The sequence below is a fragment of the Streptomyces bullii genome, from assembly GCF_042657145.1.
Taxonomy (GTDB): Bacteria; Actinomycetota; Actinomycetes; order Streptomycetales; family Streptomycetaceae; genus Streptomyces; species Streptomyces bullii.
The window spans coordinates 526150-539422 of sequence record NZ_JBHSNY010000005.1 but is presented as its reverse complement, the minus strand read 5'-3'; the positions used below and the strand labels follow the sequence as shown (position 1 = coordinate 539422).

12 protein-coding genes are annotated in these 13273 nt (G+C 71.6%); 8 read left to right on the top strand and 4 right to left on the bottom strand.

The features are described 5' to 3' along the window. The first annotated feature begins 170 nt into the window (after nt 1-170). The 5 genes from ACFPZJ_RS17040 to ACFPZJ_RS17020 all read left to right on the top strand — a co-directional run bounded on the left by ACFPZJ_RS17040 (nt 171) and on the right by ACFPZJ_RS17020 (nt 5901). Nucleotides 171-1751: an ABC transporter ATP-binding protein gene (locus ACFPZJ_RS17040; RefSeq protein WP_381021976.1), complete on the top strand. Its 1581-nt coding sequence runs from the start codon at nt 171-173 to the stop codon at nt 1749-1751. Further along, a complete protein-coding gene (locus ACFPZJ_RS17035) occupies nt 1751-2872 on the top strand; it encodes an ABC transporter permease (RefSeq protein WP_381021974.1) in 1122 nt (373 codons plus the stop codon). The genes ACFPZJ_RS17040 and ACFPZJ_RS17035 overlap by 1 nt, the downstream gene beginning before the upstream one ends. After that, the gene (locus ACFPZJ_RS17030) at nt 2869-4143 is read left to right on the top strand and encodes an ABC transporter permease (RefSeq protein ID WP_381021972.1); all 1275 of its coding nucleotides are present in this window, start codon (nt 2869-2871) and stop codon (nt 4141-4143) included. Before ACFPZJ_RS17035 ends, ACFPZJ_RS17030 begins: the two co-directional genes overlap by 4 nt. After that, a complete protein-coding gene (locus tag ACFPZJ_RS17025) occupies nt 4140-4535 on the top strand; it encodes a cytidine deaminase (RefSeq protein WP_381021970.1) in 396 nt (131 codons plus the stop codon). Before ACFPZJ_RS17030 ends, ACFPZJ_RS17025 begins: the two co-directional genes overlap by 4 nt. Before the next feature lie 82 nt (nt 4536-4617). Then, the gene (locus ACFPZJ_RS17020; RefSeq protein WP_381022153.1) at nt 4618-5901 is read left to right on the top strand and encodes a thymidine phosphorylase; all 1284 of its coding nucleotides are present in this window, start codon (nt 4618-4620) and stop codon (nt 5899-5901) included. A gap of 119 nt (nt 5902-6020) precedes the next feature. On the opposite strand, the gene ACFPZJ_RS17015 is transcribed toward ACFPZJ_RS17020, so the two are convergent. Further along, nucleotides 6021-6941 carry an AEC family transporter gene (locus tag ACFPZJ_RS17015; RefSeq protein WP_381021968.1) on the bottom strand — a complete coding sequence of 307 codons (921 nt, stop codon included), beginning with the start codon at nt 6939-6941 and terminating at the stop codon, nt 6021-6023. Between the two features lie 131 nt (nt 6942-7072). On the opposite strand from ACFPZJ_RS17015, the gene ACFPZJ_RS17010 reads away from it, so the two are divergent. Next, complete coding sequence (locus tag ACFPZJ_RS17010; protein WP_381021966.1) at nt 7073-7459, top strand: STAS domain-containing protein; 387 nt, start codon at nt 7073-7075, stop codon at nt 7457-7459. Here the strand turns inward: ACFPZJ_RS17010 and ACFPZJ_RS17005 are convergent. Both ACFPZJ_RS17005 and ACFPZJ_RS17000 read right to left on the bottom strand, forming a co-directional pair. Next, on the bottom strand, nt 7343-8359 hold the full coding sequence (locus ACFPZJ_RS17005) for a sigma-70 family RNA polymerase sigma factor (RefSeq protein ID WP_381021964.1): 1017 nt from the start codon (nt 8357-8359) through the stop codon (nt 7343-7345). The two genes, ACFPZJ_RS17010 and ACFPZJ_RS17005, sit on opposite strands and share 117 nt — an antisense overlap. A 385-nt stretch (nt 8360-8744) precedes the next feature. Beyond that, the gene (locus ACFPZJ_RS17000) at nt 8745-10019 is read right to left on the bottom strand and encodes an MFS transporter (RefSeq protein WP_381021962.1); all 1275 of its coding nucleotides are present in this window, start codon (nt 10017-10019) and stop codon (nt 8745-8747) included. Nucleotides 10020-10082: 63 nt separating this feature from the next. Here ACFPZJ_RS17000 and ACFPZJ_RS16995 point away from each other — a divergent pair, with 63 nt between their 5' ends. After that, nucleotides 10083-11045, top strand: a complete 963-nt coding sequence (locus ACFPZJ_RS16995; RefSeq protein WP_381021960.1) for a LysR family transcriptional regulator — start codon at nt 10083-10085, stop codon at nt 11043-11045. Nucleotides 11046-11118: 73 nt separating this feature from the next. On the opposite strand, the gene ACFPZJ_RS16990 is transcribed toward ACFPZJ_RS16995, so the two are convergent. Continuing rightward, the gene (locus tag ACFPZJ_RS16990; RefSeq protein ID WP_381021958.1) at nt 11119-11880 is read right to left on the bottom strand and encodes an alpha/beta hydrolase; all 762 of its coding nucleotides are present in this window, start codon (nt 11878-11880) and stop codon (nt 11119-11121) included. A 113-nt stretch (nt 11881-11993) separates the two neighbouring features. Between ACFPZJ_RS16990 and ACFPZJ_RS16985 the strand changes: the two genes are divergently transcribed. Then, nucleotides 11994-13151 carry an adenosine deaminase gene (locus tag ACFPZJ_RS16985; protein WP_381021957.1) on the top strand — a complete coding sequence of 386 codons (1158 nt, stop codon included), beginning with the start codon at nt 11994-11996 and terminating at the stop codon, nt 13149-13151. Nucleotides 13152-13273 lie beyond the last annotated feature (122 nt).

The following is a 13273-nucleotide window of genomic DNA, read 5'->3' as shown; positions in this document are numbered from 1 at the left end:
CCCGCTCAACGGGGTACGGGGAGGTCGGCTCCCCGTACCCCGTTGTCGCGGTGCGTCGGCCCCTTTGTATGCCGTAGGGGCGCTACGCGCGTAGACGACCCCCGTCCCCAGGAGAGTGCGCCATCAACGCGTCCAGCAGCCCTCCGGCCGGAGCGGCGGTCAACGGTCAGGTGACCGCCGTCGAACTCGCCGGGATCACGAAGCGTTTCCCCGGTGTCGTGGCCAACCACGACATCCACCTCACGGTCCGCAAGGGCACCGTCCACGCCCTCGTCGGTGAGAACGGCGCCGGCAAGTCGACCCTGATGAAGATCCTCTACGGCATGCAGAAGCCGGACGAGGGCACCATCGCGATCGACGGCGAGCAGGTCAGCCTCTCGTCCCCGGCGGACGCCATCTCCCGAGGCATCGGCATGGTGCACCAGCACTTCATGCTGGCCGACAACCTCACGGTGCTGGAGAACGTGGTGCTCGGCAGCGAGAAGCTGTACGGCATCGGCGCCAAGGCCCGCCGCAAGATCAAGGAGATCTCCGACCGCTACGGCCTCGGCGTACGCCCCGACGTCCTGGTCGAGGAGCTCGGCGTCGCCGCCCGCCAGCGCGTGGAGATCCTCAAGGTCCTCTACCGCGGTGCCCGCACCCTGATCCTGGACGAGCCGACCGCCGTGCTCGTGCCGCAGGAGGTCGACGCGCTCTTCGCGAACCTGCGCGAGCTGCGGTCCGAGGGCCTCTCCGTCATCTTCATCTCCCACAAGCTGGGCGAGGTCCTCTCCGTCGCCGACGAGATCACCGTCATCCGCCGCGGCACGACGGTCGGCACGGCCGTCCCCGCCGAGACCACCCCGCGCCAGCTCGCCGAGATGATGGTCGGCAGCGAGTTGCCCACGCCCGAGACGGCCGAGTCGACGGTCACCGACCGCCCGGTCATCACCGTCGACAAGCTGCGTCTGACCGCGCCCGGCGGCAAGGCCCTCCTCGACGACATCACCTTCACCATCCACGCGGGCGAGGTCCTCGGCATCGCCGGCGTCGAGGGCAACGGCCAGACCGAACTGGTCGACGCGCTCATCGGCCTGCGGCACGCCGACTCCGGCACCATCGCCCTGGCCGACGAGGAGATCACCGCCTGGCCCACCCGCAGGCGCCGCGAGCAGGGCGTCGGCTACATCCCCGAGGACCGCCACCGCCACGGCCTGCTGCTGGAGGCCCCCCTCTGGGAGAACCGCATCCTCGGCCACGTCACCGAGGAGCCCCTCGCCAAGGGCGTCTGGCTGGACCCGAAGGCGGCCCAGGAGGACACGCGCCGCATCGTCGAGGCCTACGACGTGCGCACCCCCGGCATCGACGTCACCGCCGCCTCGCTGTCCGGCGGCAACCAGCAGAAGCTGATCGTCGGCCGCGAGATGAGCCACAAGCCGCGCTTCCTGATCGCCGCCCACCCCACCCGCGGTGTGGACGTCGGCGCGCAGGCCGCCATCTGGGACCACATCCGTGAGGCCCGCCGCGAGGGCCTGGCCGTGCTGCTGATCTCCGCCGACCTGGACGAGCTGATCGGCCTGTCCGACACGCTCCGCGTGATCTACAACGGCAGGCTGGTCGCGGACGCCGACCCGGCCACCATCACTCCCGAGGAGCTCGGCTCGGCCATGACCGGTGCCGCGACCGGCCACCTCGAGCACGAAGAGACCCCCGAGGAGACCCCCGGGACTTCGGCAGACACCCCCGAGTCTCCGGAAGACGAGGCCCGCTGATGAAGAAGTTCGACAAGGAGCGCGTGCTCCTCGCGGTGGCCGGACCGGTCATCGCGCTCGCCGTGGCCTTCGTGCTGAGCGCGATCGTGCTGATCGCGTCGGGCAAGAGCCCCGTCGAGCCGTTCGCCGTGATGTTCGAGCAGGCGTCGTTCTCCGACATCCAGGTCCTGATCATCAACCAGGCCTCGATGTACTACATCGCCGCGCTCGCCGTGGCCATCGGCTTCCGGATGAACCTGTTCAACATCGGCGTCGACGGCCAGTACCAGCTCGGCGCGATGCTGGCCGCCATCGTCGGCGCCCACATGAACCTGCCGGCGTTCCTCCAGGTTCCGCTGCTGCTCCTGACCGCCGTGTGCACCGGCGCCTTCTGGGCCGGCATCGCCGGTGTCCTCAAGGTCACCCGCGGCGTCAGCGAGGTCGTCGCGACGATCATGCTCAACGCGATCGCCACCTCCGTCATCGCCTACCTGTGGCTGCCGAACGTCTTCGGTGTGAAGGTCGGCAACAACAACACCACCGGCGAGATGCACGAGTCGGGTTGGATCCCCGGCATCGGCATGGGCGCGGCCGGTGAGATCTACGGCCTGGTGCTCCTCGCCGCGCTGCTCGGCATCGCCTACTGGGTCGTCCTCAACCGCACCCGCTTCGGCTTCGACCTGCGCGCCTCGGGCGCCTCGGAGACCGCGGCGGCGGCCAGCGGCGTCGACCCCAAGCGCATGGTGCTCACCGCCATGCTGATCTCCGGCGGCATCGCGGGCCTGGCGGGCCTGCCGATCCTGCTGGGCGACACCCACACCTACAGCCTGAACTTCCCCACCGGCATCGGCTTCCTCGGCATCGGCATCGCCCTGCTCGGCCGCAACAGCCCGGTCGGCATCGCCTTCGCCGCCCTGCTGTGGGCCTGGCTCGACAAGGCCTCGCCCGAGCTGGACTTCCACGGCTACGACAAGGAGATCGCGGTCATCATGCAGGGCCTGATCGTCCTCTCGGTCGTCGTCTCCTACGAGGCCGTCCGCGAGTGGGGCCTGCGCCGCCAGCAGCGCCGCGTCGGCGCCGAACTCGCCGCGGGGCACGTCCTCGGCAACAACAACACCACGAAGGAGGTGGCTGGCCGATGACGACCCCCCTCTCGGCGACTGACGTCAACCAGCCCACGCTGCAGCCCGCGGCGCCCACCGGCCGCCGCCTGTCGCTGCAGACCCTGCTGCTGGTCATCGCCGGAGCCCTGGCGCTGACCTCCGTCGTCCGCATCATCACCGGCGCCGACGGCATCACCAACGTCAGCCAGATGTCCACCGCCCTCCAGCTCGCCGTGCCGATCGGCCTGGCCGGTCTCGGCGGCCTGTGGGCGGAGCGCGCGGGCGTGGTCAACATCGGCCTCGAAGGCATGATGATCCTCGGCACCTGGTTCGGCGCCTGGGCCGGATTCCAGTGGGGCCCGTGGACCGGTGTCGTCGTCGGCATCCTCGGCGGCGCGATCGGCGGCCTGCTGCACGCCTTCGTCACCGTCACCTTCAACGTCAACCACATCGTCTCGGGTGTGGCCATCAACATCCTCGCCCTGGGCGCCACCCGCTACCTCGCCCCGCTGGCCTTCGAGGGCCACCAGGGCGGCTCCGCCAAGCAGTCCCCGGCGGTGGAGTCCCTCGGCAGCTTCACCATCCCGGGCCTGTCCGACGCGCTGCGCGACCTCAACGCCAAGGGCTGGTTCTTCGTCTCCGACATCGCCGGCCTGCTCGGCGGCCTGGTCACCAACGTCTCCTGGCTGACCCTGATCGCCGTGGCGCTGATCCCGGCCACCTGGTGGGTCCTGTGGCGCACCGCGTTCGGCCTGCGCCTGCGCTCCTGCGGCGAGAACCCGGTCGCCGCCGAGTCCCTCGGCGTCAACGTCTACAAGTACAAGTACCTCGCCGTGATCATCTCCGGCGGCCTGGCCGGCCTCGGTGGCGTCTTCCTCTCCATCGTCGCCAACCCCTTCTACCTGGAGGGCCAGGTCAGCGGCCGCGGCTTCATCGGCCTCGCCGCGATGATCTTCGGCAACTGGATGCCGGGCGGCCTCGCCCTCGGCGCGGGCCTGTTCGGCTACACCGACAGCCTCAACCTGCGCGGCGGCTCCGAGAACGTCCACGCGCTGCTGCTGCTCGGCGCGCTGCTGCTGATCATCGGCGCGATCTGGATGGCGATCCGCAAGAAGTACGTCCCGGCCGTGATCACCCTGGTCGTCGGCGCCCTGGTGTTCGCCTGGTACGCCGGCACCAACGAGGTCCCCAACCAGGTCGTCTCCGCCACGCCGTACGTCGTCACGCTGGTCGTGCTGACCCTGTCCGCCCAGCGGCTGCGCATGCCGAAGGCGGACGGTATGCCGTACCGGAAGGGACAGGGCAAGTGACCGCGGCGGTCGACTGGGAGCGGCTGCGCGAGGCGGCCCGGGACGCGATGTCCCGGGCGTACGCCCCGTACTCCGGCTACCCGGTCGGCGTGGCGGCGCTGGTCGACGACGGCCGGATCGTGTCCGGCTGCAACGTCGAGAACGCCAGTTACGGACTCGGACTGTGCGCCGAGTGCGGGCTCGTCTCGGAACTGCAGAACACCGGCGGCGGCCGGCTGACGCACTTCACGTGCGTCGACGGCAACGGCGACACGCTCGTGCCGTGCGGCCGCTGCCGGCAGCTGCTGTACGAGTTCGGCGGCCCGGACCTGCTGCTGGAGACCCCGGCGGGGATCCTGCCGCTGTCGGAGATGCTGCCCCAGGCCTTCGGCCCGGGCCATCTCACCAAGTGACTCCACGCGGCCCCTCCGAGTCGACCACGAACCGGAGGGGCCGCGCACTTCCTTGAACCTCGGAAGGAAAGCCATGACGCTTCTGTCGGCGGATGCCATCTCCGTCATCCGCACCAAGCGGGACCGCGGCGAGCTCAGCGACGAGCAGATCGACTGGGTCATCGACGCGTACACCCGCGGGGAGGTGGCCGACGAGCAGATGTCGGCCCTCGCGATGGCCATCCTGCTCAACGGCATGAACCGCCGCGAGATCGCCCGCTGGACGGCGGCGATGATCGCCTCGGGCGAGCGCATGGACTTCTCGTCCCTGTCCCGCCCGACCGCCGACAAGCACTCCACGGGCGGCGTGGGCGACAAGATCACGCTGCCTCTCGCGCCGCTGGTCGCGGCGTGCGGGGCCGCCGTCCCCCAGCTGTCCGGTCGCGGCCTCGGCCACACCGGCGGCACCCTCGACAAGCTGGAGTCGATCCCCGGCTGGCGCGCCCTGCTCTCCAACGACGAGATGCTCTCCGTGCTGGACGACGTCGGCGCGGTGATCTGCGCGGCGGGCGACGGCCTGGCCCCCGCCGACAAGAAGCTGTACGCCCTGCGTGACGTCACCGGCACGGTCGAGGCGATCCCGCTCATCGCCTCCTCGATCATGTCGAAGAAGATCGCCGAGGGCACGGGCTCGCTGGTCCTGGACGTGAAGGTGGGCACGGGCGCCTTCATGAAGACGATCGAGGACGCCCGGGAACTGGCCTCGACCATGGTCGGCCTCGGCACCGACCACGGCGTGAAGACGGTCGCCCTGCTCACCGACATGTCCACCCCCCTCGGCCTGACGGCGGGCAACGCCCTGGAGGTCCGTGAGTCGGTGGAGGTCCTGGCGGGCGGCGGCCCGTCGGACGTCGTGGAGCTGACGATCGCGCTGGCCCGCGAGATGCTGGACACGGCCGGGATCAAGGACGCCGACCCGGCGAAGGCCCTGGCGGACGGGTCCGCGATGGACGTCTGGCGCCGCATGATCGCCGCGCAGGGCGGCGACCCGGACGCACCGCTGCCCACCTCGCGCGAGCAGCACGTGGTCAAGGCCCCGTCCTCCGGCGTGCTGACCCGCCTCGACGCCTACGCCATCGGCATCGCCGCGTGGCGTCTGGGCGCGGGCCGGGCCCGCAAGGAGGACCCGGTGCAGGCGGCTGCGGGCGTGGAGCTGCACGCCAAGCCGGGCGACACGGTGACCGAGGGCCAGCCCCTGCTGACCCTCCACACCGACACCCCGGAGCGCTTCGAGTACGCCCTCCAGGCGGTGCGGGACTCGTACGACATCGCGGCCCCCGGCACGGTCTTCACGCCGGCGCCGGTGGTGCTGGAACGCATCGCCTGAGCAGCGAGCTCCCCTTCGGGGCGAACGGGATCGGTGGACCGCCGCCGGTCCCGTTCGGCGTGCCGGGACCGGGGCCGCACCGATGGCCGAACCGCAAGGTCTGCGGGGGCCCGGGGACCTCACCCCAGCAGCGCCGCCACCACCACCAGAACCGGCACCGACACCACCGTCGACAACAGGATGGCCTCCCGGGCCAGCACCTCGCCCACCCGGTAACTGCTCGCGTAGGTGAACAGGTTCTGCGCGGCCGGCAGGGACGACGTCACCACCACGTCCAGCAGGGCCGCGCCCCGCAGCCCGAAGGCCCCCGCCGCCAGCACCCAGGCGACGGCGGGCTGGACGAACGACTTCAGGAACACGGCGAGCAGCACGGGAGTGCGTTCGGCACCGCGCAGCGGGAGCGTGCCGCCGCGCAGGGAGATGCCGAAGGCCAGCAGGACGGCCGGCACGGACATGTTGCCGATCAGAGTCAGCGGGTCCATCAGCGGGCCCGGGACGTGGACGCCCGACGCCGACGCCGCCACCCCGGCCAGCGACCCCACCGCCACCGGATTGCGCAGCGGCGTGAGCAGACGCTGCCACAGGGGCCGTTTCCCCCCGCCACTCGCGAGGTCCAGGATCGTCAGCGCCACGGGAGTGACCCCGACCAGCTGGAACAGCAGCACCGGCGCGACCAGCGAGGCGTCGCCCAGGACGTACACGGCGATCGGGATGCCGAGGTTGCCGGAGTTGACGTAGCTGGAGCACAGCGCGCCGATCGTCGTCCGGCCCACGCCCCAGCGGCGCACGACACCCACCGCCACGAAGACTCCGGCCGCCGCTGCCGTGCTCAGTGCCGTGACCAGGAGACGGCTGGAGAAGATCACCGACAGGTCGGCCCGCGCCAGCGTGGTGAAGAGCAGCGCCGGAGAGGCCACATGGAAGGCCAGCCGGGTCAGAACCTCGCGCCCCTGGTCGCCGAGGTGGCCGCCGCGGCCGATCGCATAGCCCACCGCGATCACGACGGCGATCACCGCGAAGCCGCTCAGCACCCCCTGCACGGCGGCTCCTGACCGGCGAAGAGGCCGGCAGCCGGCACGGGAGGAGCAGATGGGTGGGGCATGCAGCCAACCCTGTGCGGAAGGCCAGGCTCAGGTCAATGTGATCTTCGCGGAGCGGCCGGACCGCCGCGATGAGTTACGCCCGCCCGCCCGGTCTACCGATCGTGGACGCGACGACACCCCCCGTGCTCGTGCTGGCCGGCCCTGTCACCCGGGACGAGGTGAGGGAACTGGCTGACCAGGCGCGGGCACTGCTGCACAGCAGCGGTGTCGGGGTCGTCGTGTGCGACGTCGCAGGGCTGGGGCCGCCCGGGCTCGCTGCCGTCGATCTGCTGGCGCGGCTCCAGCTCGCGGCCCGGCGGGCCGGGGGCCGCATCCGGCTGCGCGACCCCGATCCCGCGCTAGCCGCCCTGCTGCACCTGGTCGGTCTCCGCTTCGAGATGGAGGGGCAGACCGAACAGCGGGAACCAGCGCTTGGTGTCGAGGAAGCAATGGAACCCGGTGATCCGGCCGTCTGAGATCTCCAGCACCTGCACCGCCCACGGGGCGAAGCCGCCCGCCTCCGGGTCCGGCTTGTACTGGGCGAAGCCCGGCAGCCCGTTGACCTGCACCGGCACCAGACGGGACCCCGCGCAGGGCGCGCCCAGCGTCGTCATGAACCCGGTGATGTCCTCGGGGCCGGTCAGCCACAGGTCGAACGGCGGCATCGTCATGACGGCGTCCTCGTGCAGCAGCGCGGTCAGCGCCGTCATGTCGTAGCCCTCGAAGGCCGCGACGTACCGCTCCAGCAGCTTCTGCTGCTCCTCGTCCAAGGGGTCGGCGACGGCCGCCTCGGCGCCCGGCTCCTGCCGCTCGGCCAGCGTCGCCCGGGCCCGCTGGAGGGCGCTGTTGACCGACGCGACCGAGGTGCCGAGCAGCTCGGCGACCTCGCTCGCCTTCCAGGCCAGCACCTCGCGCAGGATCAGCACCGCCCGCTGCTTGGCCGGCAGCTTCTGCAGCGCGGCCATGAACGCGAGCCGCACGGACTCCTTGGCGACCGCCGCCTCCGCCGGGTCGTCGGTGGTGGGCAGCACACGGGCGTCGGGCATCGGCTCCAGCCAGGTGTTGTCCGGGCGGGGGGTGAGGGCGGCCTGGGCGAGCGGGGTCGACTCGGTCAGGTCCATCGGCCGGGCGCGCTTGTTGCCCGCGTTCAGCATGTCCAGGCAGACGTTCGTCGCGATGCGGTACAGCCAGGAGCGGAGGCTGGAGCGGCCCTCGAACTTGTCGTAGCTGCGCCAGGCGCGGACCATCGTGTCCTGCACCGCGTCCTCCGCCTCGAAGGAGGAACCGAGCATGCGGTAGCAGTACCCGGTCAGTTCGACCCGGTGCGCCTCCAGCCTGGCGTCCAGGTCCGTCGAAGTCGCCGTGCCGTTCGTCATCGTCCACCCACCCCTGCGGCCTTTCTGTCGCGCACCATCGCGCCCCAGCACTTCGGAAGCTACCGCAGCCCACTGACAATGGCTCCCCGAGCGGGAGAATGCGCAGGTCAGGCCAGTTGCCGCAGGGACATGAGCAGATGTCGGTACCCGGCGGGCGCGCGGTCGTCGGCGACGGCGGGCGGCAGCACCCGCTGCCCCGTCCCCCGGCGGCTCCAGCCGCACGCGGTGGCGTGTCGAACGAGGGCAGCGAGCGGACAGACCCCGGCGAAGTCCGCAGGCCGACCCGGAGCTCCATGAAAGATTCCCCTGCCCGGACCGGTTGTCGCGCGGACGCCGTCCGCGTCAACCGACAACCGGCTCCGGCCAGGGGGAAGGTACCGGTGGCTCAGACCGCCGCGAGGCGCCGGACCCGCGCCGCGCGGGTACCGAACAGCGTGATGGTCACGACGCCGGCCACGGCCAGCAGCCCGACCCCGACCGTCCCGGCCCAGCCGCCCGCGTGGAATGCGATCGCCCCGACCGTGCTGCCCGCGCTGGAGCCGACGTAGTACGCCGACTGGTACAGCGCCGAGGCCTGCGCGCGGCCGCGCGTGGCCGTCTTGCTGACCGCCGAGGACGCCACCGCGTGGCCCGCGAAGAAGCCCGCCGTGATCAGGACCAGGCCCAGCAGCACCAGCGGGAGCGAGCCCGCCAGGGACAGCAGCAGACCCGTCGCCGTGGTGCCGCCCGCCGCGTACAGGGCGCCGCGCCGGCCCAGGCGCCCGACCAGCCGGCCCGCCGTCGACGCCGACACCGTACCGACCAGGTACACCAGGAAGATCGAGCCGACGATGCCCTGGGGCAGCGAGAACGGGGCCTCGGTCAGCCGGTAGCCGATGACGGTGTAGACGCCGCCGAACACCGTCATGAACAGCGCGCCGATCGCGTACAGCCGGCACAGCAGCGGGTCGGAGAGGTGGCGGCGGACCGTACGGGCCAGCACCCGCGGGCGCAGCGACCCCGCCCTGAAGTGCCGCGGCGCCGGCAGCAGCAGCCGGAAGGCCACCGCACACGCCACCGCGATCACGCCGATCGTGCCGACGGCGACCCGCCAGCCCCACTCCTGCGCGACCCACCCGGTGATGACCCGGCCGCTCATCCCGCCGACGCTGTTGCCCGCGACGAACAGTCCGATCGCGGTGACCAGCGCCTTCGGCGTGACCTCCTCCGCGAGGTACGCGGTCGCGGACGCGGGCAGCCCGGCCAGGGCCGCGCCCTGCAGCGCCCGCAGCACCACCAGGGCGCCCAGCGACGGGGCGAGGGGCACCAGCAGCCCGACGGTCACCGCGACGGCCAGCGACGCCGTCATGACCGTACGCCGCCCGAAACGCTCCGACAGCGCGCTCATCGGCAGGACGAACACCGCCAGGCCGCCCGTCGCGGCCGCCACCGTCCAGCTCGCGTCGCTCGCCGTCACCCCGAACTCGCCGGAGATCAGCGGCAGCAGGGCCTGTGTGGAGTACAGCAGCGCGAAGGTCGCAACCCCCGCGAGGAAGAGGGCCAGGCTCATCCGGCGGTATCCGGGACCGCCGGGGGCCATCCGGGAGCCGGAGGAGAGCGAAGGGGAAACGGACGTGACGGCGCCCACGGTGGTGGACGCCCCGGTACTGGCGGGAGACATGCCTCGAAACTACGGACGCCCCCACTCATCCGTCCAATGCATGGAACAGCCATAATCGTTCCCATGGTGCATCAACCAAGCTCACCGGCGCGGCTGTCACCGTCCAGTGACACAGAAGACAGGGCGGCGATGACGATGCTGCTCGCGCCGCGCCTCGCGTACTTCGCCGGCGTCGCCCGCACCGAGCACGTCACGCGCGCCGCGCAGGAGATGAACGTCCCGCAGTCCACGCTCTCGCGCGCCCTGGCCCGGCTGGAGCAGGACCTGGGCGTCGACCTCTTCGCCCGTCACGGCCGTACGGTGTCCCTGACCCCCGCCGGCCGCACCTTCCTGGCCTCCGTCGAACGCGCCCTCGCCGAGATCGGTCGGGCCGCCGAGGAGGTGCGCGCCGACGCCGACCCGGCCACCGGCAAGGTCGCCTTCGGGTTCCTGCACACCATGGGCGCCGAGACCGTCCCCGGCCTGCTCCAGGCCTTCCGCGCCGACCACCCCAGGGTCCGCTTCAGCCTCGTCCAGAACTACGGCGAGGCGATGATCGAGCGCCTGCGCGCGGGCGAACTCGACCTCTGCCTGACCTCGCCCGTCCCGGACGCCCCCGACCTGGTGGCCCGCCGCCTCGACGAACAGAAGCTCCGCCTCGTCGTCCCGGCCGACCACCGCCTCGCCACCCGCAGACGCGTCCGCCTCGCGGAGGCGGCCGACGAGACCTTCGTCACCCTGGAACCCGGCTACGGATTGCGCCGCATCACCGACGACCTCTGCAAGGAGGCCGGCTTCAAACCCCGCGTCGCCTTCGAGGGCGAGGAGGCCGAGACCCTGCGCGGCCTGGTGGCGGCGGGCCTCGGCGTCGCCCTGCTGCCCCCGCCGACCGTCCCCCGGCCGGGAGTCGTGGAGCTGACGGTCACGGCCCCGCGCGCGGTCCGCGAAATCGGCGTGGCCTGGCTGGCGGGCCACCCGGACACACCCCCGGTGGCCGCCTTCAAGAAGTTCCTGCTGTCACGAAGGGGCAGCCTGCTGCCGACCTGAAGGGACGTGGGGAACCGCGTGAGCGGCCCCGGACGACCCGCCCGCCCGCCGGACAACAGGAAGCCCGACGGCGCTACCGCCTCCAGGAGGACCCGAACCCCGCGGCCAACGGCATCCGCAACCCCAGCGGAGGCGGCGCGGCGAACGCGTCCTGCACGGGCCGCGACAACGCCCGCCCGAACAGCACGCCCATCACGAAGTCCTCGGCCAGCGCGATGACTTCGTCCCGGTACTGGTGCAACCCGTGCCCGTCGGTGTGGACTTCGAACCGGCACACCTCCCGGTTCGCCTTCTTCGCCCGCGCCGCCAGCCGGAACGACAGCTCGGGATCGGTCCGTTCGTCGTTCGTGCCGTGCACGATCAGCACCCGGCGCCCGGCGAGCTGCTTCACCGGTTCGGGTGGTGCGGCCACGTCCTCCTCGGGCAGCCAGGGGGCGAGCGCCAGTACGGAGTTGACGGCCTCGTGTCCGCCCGCGCGCAGCGCGGCCCGGCCGCCCATGCCGATGCCCGCGAGACAGACGGGCACATCCCCGTAGCGCCGTACGACCTCGTCCGCCGCCCAGGCGGCATCACCGGCCAGATGCGCCTCGGTGCCGTTCCAGCCGCGGTAGCGGTAGTGCACCACGTGGACGGCGAGACCCTCGTCCCTGCCCGCGCGGGCCAGCCGGCGCCCCAACGCGCGGACGGACGCGGCCGCCCACATCGGGGACGGTCTGCGGCTGGACACCTCCTCGCCACCGGGGAGCAGCAGCACCGCTCCGCTGACCGGCGCCGGCTCCGGGCCGAGCGTCCTCCCCAGCCGGGCCGTGCGAACCGGCGTCGCTTGCTGTGCCATGACAGAACAGTGTCAGAAGCGCGGGTGTACTCCACCCGTCCGTGGGGTCACCGTTACGTATCGACGGTTTCCCGCACAGCGCGATCTACGCGCGTAGGAGTTAGAGTGCCGAGATGACGAGCCAGACCACCGCGAAGACCCCGACGCCGGACCAGATCCGCCGGGCGCCGAAGGTTCTGCTGCACGACCACCTCGACGGCGGGCTGCGCCCCGGCACGATCGTCGAACTCGCCCACGCCACGGGCTACTCCCAGCTCCCCGAGACCGACCCCGACAAGCTCGCCGTCTGGTTCCGCGAGGCCGCCGACTCCGGGTCCCTGGAGCGGTACCTGGAGACCTTCTCGCACACCGTCGGCGTCATGCAGACCCGTGACGCCTTGGTGCGGGTCGCCGCCGAGTGCGCCGAGGACCTCGCGCAGGACGGCGTCGTCTACGCCGAGGTGCGGTACGCCCCCGAACAGCACCTCGACGGCGGGCTGAGCCTCGAAGAGGTCGTCGAGGCCGTCAACGAGGGCTTCCGGGAAGGCGAGCGGCGCGCCAGGGCCAACGGCCACCGCATCCGCGTCGGCGCCCTGCTCACCGCCATGCGGCACGCCGCCCGCGCCCTGGAGATCGCCGAACTCGCCAACCGCTACCGCGACCTGGGCGTCGTCGGCTTCGACATCGCGGGCGCCGAGGCCGGCTACCCGCCCACCCGGCACCTGGACGCCTTCGAGTACCTGAAGCGGGAGAACAACCACTTCACGATCCACGCGGGCGAGGCCTTCGGCCTGCCGTCCATCTGGCAGGCCCTCCAGTGGTGCGGCGCCGACCGGCTGGGGCACGGGGTGCGCATCATCGACGACATCCAGGTCCACGAGGACGGCACGGTCAAGCTGGGGCGGCTGGCGTCGTACGTCCGGGACAAGCGCATCCCGCTGGAGCTGTGCCCGAGCTCCAACCTGCAGACCGGCGCGGCCTCCTCCTACGCCGAGCACCCCATCGGTCTGCTGCGCCGGCTGCACTTCCGGGCCACCGTCAACACGGACAACCGTCTGATGTCCCACACCAGCATGAGCCGGGAATTCGAGCACCTTGTCGAGGCTTTCGGTTACACACTCGACGACATGCAGTGGTTCTCCGTCAATGCGATGAAATCAGCATTCATTCCTTTCGATGAACGACTGGCCATGATCAATGACGTCATCAAGCCCGGATATGCCGAGCTGAAGTCCGAATGGCTGTTCCAGCAGACCGCCTCCACCAGCGGATCCGCGGATTCGGGCAGCTGAGAGGGCTCGATATGGGCACGGGAAATGCGGGCGGCGTTCACAAACCGTCCGCATTTCGATGTTTGCGGCGGGTGACCCCGCGTGTTTACGGTCGCTGGACCGCTCACACCCCGTGATCCCAT